Genomic DNA, 15,900 nt, shown 5'->3' with positions numbered 1-15,900 from the left:
CCACGATGGCGTTTTACCTGACACACCGCATCAACCTGATCGCAGGCAAGCCAGCTACAGGACGAACTGCCTGCATAACGCCCCGGAGCGAAGATGGACATCAAACAGCTTAAATTCCTCATCGCCCTCGACGAGACCCGGCACTTCGGCCAAGCGGCGGCGCGCTGCCACATTACCCAGCCGACCCTGTCGATGCGCCTGCGCAGCCTGGAAGAAGAGCTGGAGTTGCCGCTGGTCAATCGTGGTCAGCGCTTCGAAAGTTTTACCGCGCCGGGTGAACGGGTATTGGCCTGGGCGCGGACGGTACTCGCCGCCTATGACGGCTTGTACGCCGAAGCGGCAGCGTGCCGGGGGCATCTGGTCGGTACGTTGCGCCTGGGCGTGGTGCCGCTGTCGAGTTTCGATCCACTGCCACTGATGCAACGCCTGCATCAGTTGCACCCCAACCTGCGCTTCGAACTGTCGGCGCTCAGCTCCGAGCAGATTCTGGAGCAGTTGGCGAGCAATCAGCTGGATCTGGGCGTGTCGTATCTGGACCGGCTCGACGGTGAGCGCTTTGATTCTCTGGCACTGGCAAAAACACGCATGGGCCTGCTTTACGATCACCGTCACTTCAGCTTCGGTGAAGATCCACTCAGCTGGGAAAGCCTGATCGAGCTGCCCCTCGGCCTACTGACCAGCGGCATGCACTTTCGTCAATCCATCGACCACAATTTCCACAGTCGGGGCCTGAACCCCCTGCCCTTGTTGCAAACCGACGCGGTCCATCAGTTGCTGCAAGCGGTGCATGGCGGTTTCTGTTGCGCGATCATGCCACTTGATGGCGGTCTGGAGACCCTGACCGAGCACCTGCGCCTGCACCCTATCGCGGAGGCCAAGACCCTGGCCCGGCTGGGTTTGATCATGCGTCGTAGCGCGCCGCGCTCTGCCCTGGCCGAAGCATGCTTCGCGGCCTACCAGAAAATCATCGAGGCATCTTGATCGACGTCATCTATCAAGGCATCAGCACTAGCGATTAGACGTTATCCGACGACAGGCCTAGGCTAAAGGCAAATAACCTGCCGGTACGATCCCATGCCCGCCAAGCGCACGGTCAGCACGGCGCCCGCGTCCGCCGCAAGCCACGCCTACAGCTACTCAAACCTTGAACGCGAAGCCTCGGGGAGCACTGCGCTGGCCGAAGAGGTGGCGCTGGCCATTGCCTACAATGGCATCAGCCAAGCGGTGATGCTGGTCAGCCCGACCGATCTCGAAGACTTCATCGTCGGCTTCAGCCTGGGCAGCGGCATCATTGCCTCTCCCGACGAAATCTACGACCTGAAGCTCAGCGGCTCGGGTTCTGCGCAGCACGCGCAGGTGGAGATCGCCAGCCGCGCCTTCTGGAACCTCAAACAGCAGCGTCGCCAACTGGCCGGGACCAGTGGCTGTGGCCTGTGCGGTGTGGAAGCGGTCGAGCAAGCGTTACCCGAACTCGATGTATTGCCGGGCGCGCCATTGCCGCCTGCGATCTGGCTGGAAGGGCTGCGCCAACGCATCAGCGCATTCCAGCCACTGGGCCAGCATTGCGGCGCGGTACATGCCGCGCTGTTCATGGACAGCACGGGAGAGCTGCTGCTGGGCCGCGAAGACATCGGCCGGCATAACGCCCTCGACAAACTGATCGGTGCGTTGATCCGCCAGAACATTCCATTGACTGGCGGGATTGCCATCGTCACCAGCCGTTGCAGCCTGGAACTGATCCAGAAAGTACTGCGCGCCCGCATTCAGACGCTGGTCAGCCTGTCCTCGCCCACCGGCCTGGCCCTGCAATGGGCACGCCGACACAACCTCAATTTAATCCACCTGCCGCAACACAGTGCGCCGCGGGTCTATAGCCCTGCGATGGAGAATCAAGCGTGAGCATTCGTCACCAAGCCGACAAAACCCCGACGCCCCGCTACAAACCGTACAGAGGCGCGGCGGGCGGCTGGGGCGCACTGGTCAGTGTGACGCAGGCTTGGCTGAGCAGTGATAACGCACTGAAGAACCTGCGCATGATGCTCAAGACTAACCAGAACGGCGGCTTCGACTGCCCAGGCTGCGCGTGGGGCGATTCGCCGGAAAGCGGCATCGTGAAGTTCTGCGAGAACGGCGCCAAGGCGGTCAACTGGGAAGCCACCAAGCGCCGTGTCGATGCCTCGTTCTTCGCCCGCTACAGCGTCAGCGCCCTGCGTGAGCAAAGCGACTACTGGCTCGAGTACCAGGGTCGCCTGACCGAGCCGATGAGCTACAACGCTGAAACCGATCGTTACACGCCAATCAGTTGGGACGACGCGTTCGCCCTGATTGGCAAGCATCTGCGTAACCTGCCAAGCCCAAACATGGCCGAGTTCTATACCTCGGGCCGGGCCAGCAATGAAGCCGCCTACCTGTATCAGCTGTTCGTACGCGCCTACGGCACCAACAATTTCCCCGACTGCTCGAACATGTGCCACGAGGCCAGCGGTGTCGCCCTGGCGCAAAGCGTTGGCGTCGGTAAAGGCACGGTAACCTTCGATGACTTCGAACACGCCGATGCGATTTTCGTTCTCGGCCAAAACCCCGGCACCAACCACCCGCGCATGCTCGAACCGCTGCGTGAAGCCGTCAAACGCGGCGCGCAAGTGGTGTGCGTCAACCCGCTCAAAGAACGCGGCCTGGAACGCTTCCAGCATCCGCAGCACCCGCTGGAAATGCTCACCAACGGCTCGGAGCCAACCAACACTGCGTACTTCCGCCCGGCATTGGGTGGCGACATGGCGCTGTTGCGCGGCATGGCCAAGTACCTGTTGCAATGGGAACGCGAGGCTCAGGCCAACAACGCACCGTCGGTCTTCGATCACGCCTTCCTAAACGAACACACCGACGGCGTGCTTGATTACCTGGCGACCGTCGATGACACCTCGTGGGAAGAGATCATTGAGCAGTCCGGCTTGCCCCTTGCCGATATCGAGCACGCGGCGAAGATGTACTGCAAAGGTCAGAAAGTCATCATGTGCTGGGCGATGGGCATCACTCAGCATCGCCATTCGGTGCCGACCATTCAGGAAATTGCCAACCTGATGCTCCTGCGCGGCAACATCGGCAAGCCCGGCGCAGGCCTGTGCCCAGTGCGTGGTCACAGTAACGTGCAGGGCGACCGGACCATGGGCATCAATGAGCGCCCACCTGCGTTATTCCTTGATGCGCTGGAAAAACGCTTCCAGTTCAAAGCCCCACGCGCATCGGGTCATAACGTGGTGGAAGCTATCCACTCAATGCTCGCGGGCAAATCAAGGGTCTTTATCGGCCTGGGTGGCAACTTCGCCCAAGCCACACCAGACAGCACACGCACCGTTGAAGCCTTGAACAACTGCGACCTGACGGTGCAGATCAGCACCAAGCTCAACCGCAGCCACCTGACTCACGGCGCACACGCACTGATCCTGCCATGCTTCGGCCGGACCGATATTGATATCCAGTCCGAAGGCCCACAAGCGGTGACGGTGGAAGACTCGTTCAGCATGGTTCATGCGTCCAATGGCCAACTGCAGCCCCTGTCCAGACAGATGCGTTCGGAGCCGGCAATCATCGCCGGTATCGCTGCCGCGACCCTGGGCACGCAACCCGTGGACTGGTTGTGGCTGACTGCGGATTACAGCCGTATTCGCGACCTGATTGCTGACACCATCCCCGGTTTCAAGGACTTCAATGAGCGCCTGAAAAATCCGGGGGGCTTCTATCTCGGCAATGCAGCCAGTAAACGCCGCTGGAACACACCCACCGCCCGAGCCAACTTCAAGGCCAACGTCCTGCCGCTGGACCTGGTGCATGAGAACGTACGCTCTACCGGCCAGACTCCCGACCTGATCATGCAGTCCATGCGCTCGCACGATCAGTACAACACCACTATTTATGGGCTGGACGACCGTTATCGCGGGGTCAAAGGTCAGCGGGATGTGTTGTTCGTCAACGAAGCAGACATTATCCGCCTGGGCTTCAAGCCGGGGCAGAAGGCGGACCTGGTGTCGATCTGGGACGATGGTCGCGAGCGCCGCGTAAAAGGCTTCACCCTGCTGGCATTCGATATTCCCGCCGGACAAGCAGCAGCTTATTACCCGGAAGTGAACCCGTTAGTGCCACTCGAAAGCGTGGGTGACGGCAGCCATACACCAACGTCAAAGTTCATCGCTATCCGCCTGGAAACAGCAAGTGACGACGGACGGATTATGTAAACTGACAAGGAACAATGGCATACAGCGACTAACGGCATGTATGCCAAGTAAGCTCAGAGTGCTATTTACAACTAAAGTTCCCGTTAAAAAACAGCACGTTAGTGTTTTCTTATAATACGTGTTACTCGTCGGATTTAGATTGTAGCAATACTGACATGGCCTCAGGATCGCGCCGTCATCCCTATGAGGTTCCATACATGAAGTATTCCTCGATTCTGTTGTTGTCTCTCTCCCTGGCCAGTGGTTTTGCCTCAGCTGGCGGCACCGCTGAAGCCGGCGTGGGCGGTGCATTGGGTGGGGTACTCGGTTCCGTTGTCGGCCAACAATTGGGCGGCAGCACAGGTTCAGCGATTGGCGCTGGTCTAGGCGGTGCGGCAGGTGGCGCAGTGGGCGCAGACCGTCGCAACCGTGGTGAAGCCGCTATTGGTGGCGGCTTGGGCGCAGCGGGCGGCAACGTGCTTGGCCGCAGCGTCGGCGGCACTACCGGCAGCCTGATCGGCGCAGCAGCCGGTGGCGGTGCAGGTGGCGCCCTGGGTAACTACATGGGCAACGAAAGCCGCGACGATGGTCGTGGAGACCGCCGCTACCGTGGTCGCGATGATCGTCGTGATTACCGCGGCGACCATCGCGGTCGTGGTCATGCCTATGGTCATCGCAAACATTGGGATGATCATGATCGCCGCTGAGTGATCGCACGTGTCGCTATATCTGCCGCTGGCTGCACTCCCCACGCAGCCAGCGCTGCTTTAAAGTCCGCTAAACCAACCTTCTGATCAACACCGGTCGCCTGCCCGCTGGGGAGCCGTGTCTGTCATATACCGTCTAATTAGCGCTCGAGTGGACCAACCCAGTCAAACTTGACGCACCACTCTTACAGCGTTTCTGACATTTTCCAGACAAACAAAAACGCCCCCGACCTTGCGGTCGGGGGCGTTTTTTTAACAGCTAACTAATGAATCAGTTGCCGTTTTTCTTGGCAGAGCGGGTGCGCTCGCTTTCACCAAGGATTTTCTTACGCAGGCGGATCGACTTCGGCGTTACTTCGCAGAGTTCGTCTTCTTGAACGAATTCCAGCGCTTGTTCCAAAGTGAAACGGATAGGCGGAACCAAAGCGATGGTTTCGTCTTTACCGGAAGCACGCATGTTGTCGAGCTTCTTGCCTTTGGTTGGGTTAACGCCCAGGTCGTTGTCACGGCTGTTGATGCCGACGATTTGACCTTCGTACACGTCTTCACCGTGACCCAGGAACAGCTTGCCACGCGCCTGCAGAGTTTCCAGCGAGTAGGTCAGAGCCTTACCGGTAGCAACCGAAACCAGTACGCCGTTCTGACGACCGGACATGTCGCCGGACTTCATTACGTCGTAACGGTCGAAGATGCTGGTCAGGATGCCGGCACCGGATGTCAGGGTCAGGAATTCGTTACGGAAACCGATCAAGCCACGTGCCGGGATGTTGTACTCAAGGCGAACGCGCCCTTTGCCATCCGGAACCATGTTGGTCAGGTCGCCTTTACGGATACCGATTTGCTCCATGATCGCGCCTTGCGCAATTTCCGGCAGGTCGATGGTGACGTTTTCGTACGGTTCGTGCTTAACGCCGTCAACCATACGGATGATCACTTCTGGACGACCAACGCCCATTTCGAAGCCTTCGCGACGCATGGTTTCGATCAGTACCGAGAGGTGCAGCTCACCACGGCCGGACACTTTGAACTTGTCAGCCGAGTCGCCTTCTTCAACGCGCAGTGCAACGTTGAACAGCAATTCTTTGTCCAGACGTTCCTTGATGTTACGGCTGGTGACGAACTTGCCTTCTTTACCGCAGAAAGGCGAGTCGTTTACCTGGAAAGTCATGGAAACGGTTGGTTCGTCAACGGTCAGCGGCTTCATCGCTTCGACGTTCAGTGGGTCGCACAGAGTGTCGGAGATGAACAGCTGGTCGAAGCCGCTGATGCAAACGATATCGCCGGCAGCTGCTTCGTCAACGTCGATACGGTGCAGACCGTGGTGACCCATCAGCTTGAGGATACGACCGTTACGGCGCTTGCCGTCGATGTCGATAGCTACAACCTGAGTGTTCGGCTTGACGCGACCACGAGCGATACGGCCAACACCGATGACGCCCAGGAAGCTGTTGTAGTCCAGAGCGGAGATTTGCATCTGGAACGGACCGTCACGGTCGACTTTTGGAGCCGGCACGTGGTCGACGATGGCCTGGTACAGCGGGGTCATGTCTTCGGCCATATCGGTGTGCGACAGACCGGCAATACCGTTCAGTGCAGACGCGTAAACAACGTGGAAGTCCAGCTGTTCTTCAGTAGCACCCAGGTTGTCGAACAGGTCGAAGATCTGATCCAGAACCCAGTCTGGACGAGCGCCCGGACGGTCGACCTTGTTGATCACAACGATCGGACGCAGGCCGGCTTCGAAAGCCTTCTTGGTCACGAAACGGGTTTGCGGCATAGGGCCGTCTTGAGCGTCAACCAGCAGCAGAACGGAGTCAACCATCGACATTACGCGTTCAACTTCGCCGCCGAAGTCGGCGTGGCCCGGGGTATCCACGATGTTGATGTGGAAGCCGTTCCAGTTGATAGCGGTGTTCTTGGCAAGAATGGTAATACCGCGTTCTTTCTCCTGGTCGTTGGAGTCCATCACGCGCTCGTCGTTGAGCTCGTTGCGCTCCAGGGTGCCGGATTGACGCAAGAGTTTGTCTACCAGGGTGGTTTTACCATGGTCAACGTGAGCAATGATGGCGATGTTACGTAGATTTTCGATCACTTGTGTATCTCGATCAGAGGATTCGGTCAGCTGCCTATTGTAGGCAGCTATTAACAGTAGAGTCGGCGAAAGCCATGACGGCTTGACGACTGGCGTCGGGGGGCCGGTGACGCAAGCCACAGGCAAACAGCCCCGGGCACTTAGCTCGGTCGATAAACGCGCACATTGGCATGCCCCTCACTGAGCAAATGGTGGGCATGCAGGCGACTCATCACGCCTTTGTCGCAATACAACAGGTACTGGCGAGTCTCATCCAGTTCCTTGAAGCGGCTGTTCAATGCATAGAACGGCAGCGTCTGTATTTCAATGCCAGGCAACTCCAGCGGTTCGTCATGCTGAGCATCCGGATGACGGATGTCGACGATGACCTGACCGGCCAGTGCTTCACTGACTTCCTCGATTTCAATGTCCTGGCCCAATTCGTCGATAACGCGATCGATCGGCACCAACCTGGCTTGCTCAAGCGCACGCTCGAGCACCGCCATATCAAACTGCTGTTCTTCATACTCCACGCGGTTGCGCTTGGCGTGGGTCTTGGGGTTGACCGAAATCACCCCACAATACTCGGGCATGTGCTTGGCGAAATCGGCAGTGCCTATATCGTAAGCCTGATCGATGATGTCTTGCTTGTGGCTGGCGATCAGTGGACGCAAAACCAGCTTTTCCGTGACCGAATCGATCAGCGACAGATTGGGCAGGGTCTGGCTGGAGACCTGAGAGATCGCCTCGCCTGTTACCAGCACATCAATCTCGAGCCGATCAGCGATACGGGTCGCTGCGCGCAACATCATACGCTTCAACACCACGCCCATATGACTGTTATCGACTTTACCGAGAATTTCTCCCAGTACTTCTTCAAACGGGACGCTGACAAATAGCACGCGTTGCGAGCTACCGTACTTCTTCCACAAGAAATGGGCGACTTCCATCACCCCTAATTCGTGGGCGCGACCACCGAGATTGAAGAAGCAGAAGTGGCTCATCAGCCCACGGCGCATGATCTGGTAGGCCGCGACCGTGGAATCGAAACCGCCGGACATCAGCACCAGTGTCTGCTCGAGCGCACCCAGCGGATAACCGCCGATGCTGTTGTGCTGACCGTGAATCACAAACAACCGTTGGTCGCGAATTTCCATGCGCACTTCGATTTCGGGTGCTTTCAGGGAAATTCCGGCAGCGCCGCACTGCTGGCGAAGCTGGCTACCGACGTATTTCTCGACATCCATGGAGCTGAAACTGTGTTTGCCGGCACGCTTGCAGCGCACTGAAAACATTTTGCCGGCCAACGATGCGCCGACGTGTTCTTTACACTTGGCGACGATGTCGTCCATATCGCCTAGCGGGTATTCATTGACCTGCAAAAAATGTGCGATGCCCGGCATGCAACTCAGGCGCTCAATCATCTCCTGCAAGGCTTTCGGCTCGCTAACCCTGGTTTCGACCTCAAGATTGTCCCACACGCCTCCCACCACCAATGCCGGGTCCAGATCACGGAGCACGGTACGGATGTTTTTGGCCAACTGGCGGATGAAACGCTTACGCACCGGCCGGCTTTTGATAGTGATTTCGGGGAAGACTTTTACGATTAGTTTCATGTAAAAAACGCGCGAGGTGCCAGCCGAAAAATAGGGGGCAGGATTATAGCGGAAATTGCTCAAGGTTTAACCAGTTATCGTACAGCCAATATTGCACGCACCAAAAAAGACCGCTCTCTCATCAATCCGCATCATATCAGTGCATCAAATTTTCGATTTATCAGCTTTAATGCCCGCAATGCCTGCGTTTGGCGCGAAAAACCCAAGTCGGGGCACTGGCATGCAATTTGCTCCCTTGTGAGGCAGGTTGCCTTGGCAGAGTATTCGCGCCGGCATCACCCAATTCTAAGGGCCAAACCACTAAAGTGGCCCGAAGCCACCCGGAGGACACCATGTCGAAGTCGGTTCAACTCATCAAAGATCATGACGTTAAATGGATTGATCTGCGCTTCACTGATACCAAAGGCACTCAGCACCACGTGACCATGCCGGCTCGCGATGCGCTGGATGAAGATTTCTTTGAAATCGGCAAAATGTTCGACGGTTCCTCCATTGCGGGCTGGAAAGGCATCGAAGCGTCCGACATGATCCTTATGCCTGACGACAGCACTGCCGTGCTCGACCCGTTCACCGAAGAGCCAACCATCATCCTGGTTTGCGACATCATCGAACCTTCGACCATGCAAGGCTATGACCGCGACCCACGCGCCATTGCCCGTCGCGCTGAGGAATACCTGAAGTCCACGGGTATCGGCGACACTGTTTTCGTTGGCCCGGAACCAGAATTCTTCATCTTCGACGAAGTGAAGTTCAAGTCCGACATCTCCGGTTCCATGTTCAAGATCTTCTCCGAACAAGGCTCCTGGATGTCCGACCAGGACGTGGAAGGCGGCAACCGTGGCCACCGTCCAGGTATCAAAGGCGGCTACTTCCCGGTTCCACCGTTCGACCACGACCACGAAATCCGTACCTCCATGTGTAATGCCATGGAAGAAATGGGCCTGGTCATCGAAGTTCACCACCACGAAGTGGCGACTGCCGGTCAGAACGAAATCGGCGTGAAATTCAACACCCTGGTTGCCAAGGCTGATGAAGTTCAGACCCTGAAATACTGCGTACACAACGTAGCCGATGCCTACGGCCGTACCGCTACCTTCATGCCTAAGCCTCTGTATGGCGACAACGGTTCAGGTATGCACGTACACATGTCCATCTCCAAAGATGGCAAGAACACCTTCGCAGGCGAAGGCTATGCCGGCCTGTCCGATACCGCCCTGTTCTTCATCGGCGGCATCATCAAGCACGGTAAAGCACTGAACGGCTTCACCAACCCGTCGACCAACTCCTACAAGCGTCTGGTCCCAGGTTTCGAAGCACCGGTAATGCTCGCCTACTCGGCTCGCAACCGTTCCGCGTCGATCCGTATTCCTTACGTGTCCAGCCCTAAAGCTCGCCGTATCGAAGCTCGCTTCCCGGATCCAGCAGCTAACCCGTACCTGGGCTTCGCTGCACTGTTGATGGCTGGCCTGGACGGCATCCAGAACAAAATCCACCCAGGCGACGCTGCTGACAAAAACCTGTACGACCTGCCGCCTGAAGAGGCGAAAGAGATCCCACAAGTTTGCGGCAGCTTGAAAGAAGCCCTGGAAGAGCTGGACAAAGGTCGTGCGTTCCTGACCAAAGGCGGCGTATTCAGCGATGACTTCATCGACGCTTACATCGCTCTGAAAAGCGAAGAAGAAATCAAAGTACGCACCTTCGTACACCCACTGGAATACGAGCTGTACTACAGCTGCTAATCCAGTTACGTCAGCCGCATCGACGTAATAGAGGCCTCCTTCGGGGGGCCTTTTTTATGCCTGATATTTTTTAACAATTGGTTTCTGGCTTTGAGCACAACCTGTGGCGTTAACTCTCTGGCTTTATCAGGTCGCCGAATCAGCCAGAGGTCTACCCATGTCGAATTCACATCGACTGCCGCATTTGTCTCTTCTATGTGCGGCCATAGTCAGCATAAGCGCCTGCGCCAATACTCCCACACCCTCTCAACCACCCGACTCGCTGGCGCCCTTGATCCAGACCGTCAGTGAACGCTTGAGCATCGCCGATCAGGTCGCACTCACCAAATGGGACAGCGGAAAACCGATCCAGGACAGCCTGCGCGAACAACAGGTCATCGCCAACGCGGCAAAGCTGGCCCCGGCCTACAAGCTCAATCCCGAAGAAGTCAGTCAATTCCTGGCGGCGCAAATCGAGGCGAACAAGCTGGTGCAGTACACGCTACTGGCCAATTGGCACGCGGCAGGCAAGGCGCCGAATACAGCGAGACCGGACCTGGTCAATCAAGTCCGCCCACAGCTCGACCGACTGCAAATTCGATTGCTGCAAAACTTCGCAGCCTTCACGCCCTACCGGCACGATCCACAATGCCCGACCTGGCTGAACCAGCAACGACAGCTTCAGGCAAACGACGCCATCCATGACATCGCACTGGGACGTGCAGTCGGGGAGCTTTGTATCATCACCCAGCAGCCCCGCTGACAAGATTGCTAACAGCTAGCCCCTCAGGTCTGGAGAACCCGCTTTAGCATGAAAATACGACGCTGAGCCTCCATTACATGACTTCGTATTTCCGACATTTTCTGCAATTCTTGAAGGCTGGTTTGTGCCCCTGATCATGACGTTTACTCGGCTGCGCTCAGGGCGTTTCGCCCTGGCAGACCGAGGAAGTTGAATATGATCAAACAAGCCCTGCTCTCCCTAAGCCTCTTGACTCTCATCGGTACGGCCAACGCCCAGATGAAGCCAGCCATTGATTCAAAGATCCTTTTGCAGAGCTCATCGTCCTGGGACGGCACGCCCTATGTTGCATACCCACAAGGACAGCCAGAACTGACTGTTCGAAAAGTAACCATGGCACCCGGCAGCAGCTTCGATTGGCATTCCCACCCAATGCCGGCGGCCGGTTATGTAGTCTCGGGCGAGTTGATCGTTCAGGCACGGGATAGCGATAAAACCGTAACATTGACAGCCGGACAGGTTTTACCTGAAATGAATAACATTGTTCACCGCGGCCTCAGTGGCAATAGCCCCACCGAACTCATTGTGTTCTATGCTGGCACCCCCGGTATGCCGATATCGGTAGAGCCTACCAACTAAAACCCGTGCTATTGCCATTGGACGATTCCATGCATCGAAGCCTTATATTTCTGCTGCTGTCGATCGCCTTGCCCGCTGCGGCGCAGATTTATAAATACACCGACGCCAATGGCAATCCCGCCTACAGCAATCAACCACCCAACGGCACACCAAGCGAAACCGTGCAGTTGCCGCCACTGAACAGTGTCGATACCAAGAAGCCTGCCGCTCAGCAAAACAACGCGCCCTCCAGCGCCAATCAGGGTCAGTCATCCGACGCCTATGGCGTGCTGACGCTGAGTGACCTGCCGACCGATGAAGCGCTGCGCGCCAACAACGGAACATTCACGATTGGCGTCCAGCTGCAACCACGCCTGCAACCCGGGCATCTCTTGCAACTGGTGCTCGACGGTAACGCTTACGGACAACCCAGCAACGTCCCGAGGCTCCAGGTAGTGAACCTTGACCGGGGGGAGCACAGCCTCGCGGTCCGCGTGATAAACGACCAACAGATCATCCAGCAAAGCCCGACCGTCACGATCAGCGTGCAGCGCGTCCATCTCGGTAAACCTTAAGATGCCTTCCCGATCAAACCCCGTGCGCAGCCTGTTGCTGCTATGCCTGATTTTGTTCGCATTACCAGCGGTTGCCGACGTCTATACCTACGTCGATCCGCAAGGCAACCGGGTGTTCACTGACCAGGCGCACCCTGGCAACGCGCATCGCGTCGAGATCCCGCCCAGCAATATGAGCTCCCAGCCACGCAAGCACGTCGTGCAGAAGGCCCACGCCCCCACAAAACCCGCGCCCATATTCCGCTACCAACTCCTGCGGATCCTGGTGCCCGAACCGGATGCAACGGTGCGCAGCATGACGGGGGAACTGATCGTCAGCGTCAGCAATGACCCGGCCCTGCAGAACGGTCACACGTATCGCTTGCTGGTCGACGGCCAACCCTACGGGCAAGCAGGTCGCAGTCCGGTGTTCCCACTGATCAACATTGATCGCGGGACACACCAGCTGGCCGTCGAGATTATGGATGAAACGGATCGCATCGTAGAGCGAACACCCAACCAGCCCTTCCATATGTTGCGCATCACCCTGGCGCAAAAACGTCTGGCGCAGCCGTGCAAGGAAGCGGATTACGGTGTACGCCCCGAATGCGCCCTTGCCGATAAGCCTGCGGAGAAAAAAAGCAGCCTCCTGCCTTTCTTCTGACCACTCAACAGCGTCAGGCACTATATTGGTGCGATAGCTTGCAGCGTGATCGACGAAGCCACCCATTTTGGTTCGAAAATCCTGGCGGAGAGCAGCCTCTAACGACCCAATGTCCGAAAAAAGCCCGATTTTGCGGGTTTGGCGCTTCTTTTCGGAGCCTTGGTTTGGTTTTTGCAGATTCGTACTATCAGTACCGTATCAGCGGCTAAACCCATGCTGGCGAAGACCAACCAGCGCCTGCGATCCGGGCCCGCCTGGGGTTGCAATGTGCCAAAAGAGGTCAACGACAAGTAATGACTATCAGTGACGCGCTGCACCGGCTTTTACTCGACAACCTGACCACTGCCACCATTTTACTCAACTCGAACCTGCGTCTTGAGTACATGAATCCAGCAGCGGAAATGCTGCTGGCCATCAGCGGCCAACGCAGCCATGGACAATTCATCAGCGAGCTGTTCACCGAATCGGCTGAAGCACTGAGCTCGCTGCGTCAGGCTGTCGAACAGGCTCACCCGTTCACTAAGCGCGAAGCGATGCTCACCGCGTTGACCGGGCAGACCTTGACCGTCGACTACGCCGTCACCCCGATCCTCAGCGGAGGCGAAACCCTGCTCCTGCTGGAGGTCCACCCACGTGATCGCTTGCTGCGGATTACCAAGGAAGAGGCTCAGCTGTCCAAGCAGGAAACCACCAAAATGCTGGTGCGCGGCCTGGCCCACGAAATCAAGAACCCGCTCGGCGGGATTCGTGGTGCCGCCCAACTGCTGGCCCGGGAGCTGCCTGAAGAGAGCCTCAAGGATTACACCAACGTCATCATCGAAGAGGCCGACCGCCTGCGTAATCTGGTCGACCGCATGCTGGGTTCCAACAAGCTGCCTTCGCTGGCAATGACCAACGTGCATGAGGTCCTGGAACGCGTGTGCAGCCTGGTCGACGCCGAAAGCCAAGGCTGCATCACCTTGGTGCGCGATTACGACCCGAGCATTCCAGACGTGTTGATCGACCGCGAGCAAATGATCCAGGCCGTCCTCAATATCGTGCGCAACGCCATGCAGGCCATCAGCAGTCAGAACGAGTTGCGCCTGGGCCGGATCAGCATGCGCACCCGCGCCTTGCGCCAGTTCACCATCGGCCACGTCCGCCACCGTCTGGTGTGCAAGATTGAAATCATCGACAACGGTCCGGGCGTTCCGGCCGAGCTTCAGGAAACCATTTTTTACCCCATGGTCAGCGGCCGCCCGGATGGCACCGGGCTCGGCCTCGCGATTACCCAGAACATCATCAGTCAGCATCAGGGACTGATCGAGTGTGACAGCCATCCTGGCCACACCACCTTCTCGATCTTCCTGCCGCTAGAACAAGGAGCCGCGTCGACATGAGCCGTAGTGAAACTGTATGGATCGTCGATGACGACCGTTCTATCCGCTGGGTGTTGGAAAAAGCCCTGCAACAAGAAGGCATGACCACCCAAAGCTTCGACAGCGCCGACGGGGTGATGAGTCGCCTGGCCCGCCAGCAGCCTGATGTGATCATTTCCGACATTCGCATGCCGGGCGCCAGTGGCCTGGAGTTGTTGGCCCGGATCCGCGAACTGCATCCGCGCTTGCCGGTCATCATCATGACCGCGCATTCAGATCTCGACAGCGCAGTGGCGTCATATCAAGGCGGTGCGTTCGAATACCTGCCCAAGCCGTTTGACGTCGATGAGGCCGTGTCTCTGGTCAAACGCGCCAATCAGCATGCCCAGGAACAACACGGCATGCAGGTCGTGCCGGCCCTGACCCGCACCCCGGAAATCATCGGCGAAGCCCCGGCGATGCAGGAAGTGTTTCGCGCCATCGGGCGCCTGAGCCATTCCAACATCACCGTGCTGATCAACGGCGAGTCCGGCACCGGTAAAGAACTGGTCGCCCATGCGTTGCACCGCCACAGCCCGCGCGCCGCGTCGCCGTTCATTGCGTTGAACATGGCAGCGATTCCTAAGGACTTGATGGAGTCCGAGCTGTTCGGCCACGAAAAAGGCGCCTTTACCGGCGCGGCCAACCTGCGTCGCGGCCGTTTCGAACAAGCGGACGGCGGCACGCTGTTCCTTGATGAAATCGGCGATATGCCGGCAGATACCCAGACGCGCTTGCTGCGGGTACTGGCTGATGGCGAGTTCTACCGTGTCGGTGGGCATACCCCGGTCAAGGTCGACGTACGCATCATCGCCGCGACTCACCAGAATCTGGAAACCCTGGTGCAAGCGGGTAAATTCCGTGAGGACTTGTTCCACCGCCTCAACGTGATCCGCATCCACATTCCACGGATGTCCGACCGTCGCGAAGACATTCCGACCCTAGCCAAGCACTTCCTCGCCCGTGCCGCGCAAGAGTTGTCGGTCGAACCGAAACTGCTCAAAGCCGAAACCGAGGAATACCTCAAGCACCTGCCATGGCCGGGCAACGTCCGTCAGCTGGAAAACACCTGCCGCTGGATCACCGTCATGGCCTCAGGTCGCGAGGTGCACATCAGCGACCTGCCACCAGAACTGCTTAGCCTGCCGCATGACGCCGCACCGGTTACCAACTGGGAACATGCGCTGCGCCAATGGGCCGATCAGGCGCTGGCACGCGGGCAGTCCAGTCTGCTCGACAGTGCGGTTCCGACGTTCGAGCGGATCATGATCGAAACCGCCCTCAAGCACACCGCTGGCCGCCGCCGCGATGCCGCCGTGTTGCTGGGCTGGGGCCGCAATACCTTGACGCGCAAGATCAAGGAATTGGGGATGAAAATCGACGGCGACGAAGACGAAGGCGACGACGCCTAAGATCTTTTTGCGCCTTGGTTGATTCCAGATCGCTCACGGGAAGACCTGTCTGCACAGGGAAATGCGATTGTTTGCCCCTACGCAGACTATTCGGCTGCCATGACCTGTCATTTCTGACAGGGTTTACAGATCTGTCTTTCACTGGTTAGCTCCAAAAATGACCTCGATCCTGAGGTCATCAAGGAGATAG

At 57.8% G+C, this 15,900-nt stretch carries 13 protein-coding genes; 11 read left to right on the top strand and 2 right to left on the bottom strand.

The genetic code is table 11. The features are described from left to right. Positions 1 to 93: 93 nt before the first annotated feature. The 4 genes from QN399_RS21895 (at position 94) to QN399_RS21880 (ending at position 4,918) form a co-directional block, all read left to right on the top strand. Positions 94 to 981 carry a LysR family transcriptional regulator gene (locus QN399_RS21895; protein WP_322218898.1) on the top strand — a complete coding sequence of 296 codons (888 nt, stop codon included), beginning with the start codon at positions 94 to 96 and terminating at the stop codon, positions 979 to 981. 93 nt (positions 982 to 1,074) lie between these two features. Next, positions 1,075 to 1,899, top strand: coding sequence for a formate dehydrogenase accessory sulfurtransferase FdhD (fdhD, locus tag QN399_RS21890; protein ID WP_322177295.1), 825 nt, complete (start codon positions 1,075 to 1,077; stop codon positions 1,897 to 1,899). Beyond that, positions 1,896 to 4,232 carry an FdhF/YdeP family oxidoreductase gene (locus QN399_RS21885; protein WP_322177294.1) on the top strand — a complete coding sequence of 779 codons (2,337 nt, stop codon included), beginning with the start codon at positions 1,896 to 1,898 and terminating at the stop codon, positions 4,230 to 4,232. The genes fdhD and QN399_RS21885 overlap by 4 nt, the downstream gene beginning before the upstream one ends. 197 nt (positions 4,233 to 4,429) lie before the next feature. Beyond that, complete coding sequence (locus QN399_RS21880) at positions 4,430 to 4,918, top strand: glycine zipper domain-containing protein (RefSeq protein WP_322177293.1); 489 nt, start codon at positions 4,430 to 4,432, stop codon at positions 4,916 to 4,918. Between the two features lie 271 nt (positions 4,919 to 5,189). Here the strand turns inward: QN399_RS21880 and typA are convergent, their stop codons facing one another. Together typA and thiI are read right to left on the bottom strand one after the other, a co-directional pair. Continuing rightward, complete coding sequence (gene typA / locus QN399_RS21875; protein ID WP_322177292.1) at positions 5,190 to 7,010, bottom strand: translational GTPase TypA; 1,821 nt, start codon at positions 7,008 to 7,010, stop codon at positions 5,190 to 5,192. Between the two features lie 140 nt (positions 7,011 to 7,150). After that, positions 7,151 to 8,605, bottom strand: coding sequence for a tRNA uracil 4-sulfurtransferase ThiI (gene thiI, locus QN399_RS21870; protein WP_322177291.1), 1,455 nt, complete (start codon positions 8,603 to 8,605; stop codon positions 7,151 to 7,153). A 332-nt stretch (positions 8,606 to 8,937) separates the two neighbouring features. Here thiI and glnA point away from each other — a divergent pair, with 332 nt between their 5' ends. The 7 genes from glnA to ntrC all read left to right on the top strand — a co-directional run bounded on the left by glnA (position 8,938) and on the right by ntrC (position 15,710). Continuing rightward, on the top strand, positions 8,938 to 10,344 hold the full coding sequence (glnA, locus tag QN399_RS21865) for a glutamate--ammonia ligase (protein WP_322177290.1): 1,407 nt from the start codon (positions 8,938 to 8,940) through the stop codon (positions 10,342 to 10,344). A 157-nt stretch (positions 10,345 to 10,501) separates the two neighbouring features. Beyond that, positions 10,502 to 11,086: a chorismate mutase gene (locus tag QN399_RS21860; protein WP_322177289.1), complete on the top strand. Its 585-nt coding sequence runs from the start codon at positions 10,502 to 10,504 to the stop codon at positions 11,084 to 11,086. A gap of 195 nt (positions 11,087 to 11,281) precedes the next feature. Further along, positions 11,282 to 11,704, top strand: coding sequence for a cupin domain-containing protein (locus tag QN399_RS21855; protein ID WP_322177288.1), 423 nt, complete (start codon positions 11,282 to 11,284; stop codon positions 11,702 to 11,704). Positions 11,705 to 11,733: 29 nt separating this feature from the next. Continuing rightward, a complete protein-coding gene (locus QN399_RS21850) occupies positions 11,734 to 12,258 on the top strand; it encodes a DUF4124 domain-containing protein (RefSeq protein WP_322177287.1) in 525 nt (174 codons plus the stop codon). Positions 12,259 to 12,280: 22 nt separating this feature from the next. Continuing rightward, entirely contained in the window at positions 12,281 to 12,901 is a 621-nt protein-coding gene (locus tag QN399_RS21845) for a DUF4124 domain-containing protein (RefSeq protein ID WP_322278485.1), read from the top strand. A gap of 293 nt (positions 12,902 to 13,194) precedes the next feature. Then, entirely contained in the window at positions 13,195 to 14,280 is a 1,086-nt protein-coding gene (glnL, locus tag QN399_RS21840) for a nitrogen regulation protein NR(II) (RefSeq protein ID WP_322177286.1), read from the top strand. Beyond that, positions 14,277 to 15,710 (top strand): nitrogen regulation protein NR(I), encoded by a 1,434-nt coding sequence (gene ntrC, locus QN399_RS21835; protein ID WP_322177285.1) that lies wholly within the window; start codon positions 14,277 to 14,279, stop codon positions 15,708 to 15,710. The genes glnL and ntrC overlap by 4 nt, the downstream gene beginning before the upstream one ends. The last annotated feature ends 190 nt before the right edge of the window (positions 15,711 to 15,900 follow it).

Source organism: Pseudomonas sp. 10C3, from assembly GCF_036346185.1.
In the GTDB taxonomy this organism is placed as follows: Bacteria; Pseudomonadota; Gammaproteobacteria; order Pseudomonadales; family Pseudomonadaceae; genus Aquipseudomonas.
This window is presented reverse-complemented; position numbering and strand designations above follow the sequence as displayed.

What these genes read in the sequence shown, in the direction of transcription:
- fdhD (WP_322177295.1), top strand. Translation starts at nt 1,075, where the DNA reads ATGCCCGCCAAGCGCACGGTCAGCACGGCGCCCGCGTCCGCCGCAAGC.
- QN399_RS21880 (WP_322177293.1), top strand. Translation starts at nt 4,430, where the DNA reads ATGAAGTATTCCTCGATTCTGTTGTTGTCTCTCTCCCTGGCCAGTGGT.
- ntrC (WP_322177285.1), top strand. Translation starts at nt 14,277, where the DNA reads ATGAGCCGTAGTGAAACTGTATGGATCGTCGATGACGACCGTTCTATC.
- QN399_RS21855 (WP_322177288.1), top strand. Translation starts at nt 11,282, where the DNA reads ATGATCAAACAAGCCCTGCTCTCCCTAAGCCTCTTGACTCTCATCGGT.
- glnA (WP_322177290.1), top strand. Translation starts at nt 8,938, where the DNA reads ATGTCGAAGTCGGTTCAACTCATCAAAGATCATGACGTTAAATGGATT.
- QN399_RS21895 (WP_322218898.1), top strand. Translation starts at nt 94, where the DNA reads ATGGACATCAAACAGCTTAAATTCCTCATCGCCCTCGACGAGACCCGG.
- QN399_RS21860 (WP_322177289.1), top strand. Translation starts at nt 10,502, where the DNA reads ATGTCGAATTCACATCGACTGCCGCATTTGTCTCTTCTATGTGCGGCC.
- thiI (WP_322177291.1), bottom strand. Translation starts at nt 8,605, where the DNA reads ATGAAACTAATCGTAAAAGTCTTCCCCGAAATCACTATCAAAAGCCGG.
- QN399_RS21850 (WP_322177287.1), top strand. Translation starts at nt 11,734, where the DNA reads ATGCATCGAAGCCTTATATTTCTGCTGCTGTCGATCGCCTTGCCCGCT.
- glnL (WP_322177286.1), top strand. Translation starts at nt 13,195, where the DNA reads ATGACTATCAGTGACGCGCTGCACCGGCTTTTACTCGACAACCTGACC.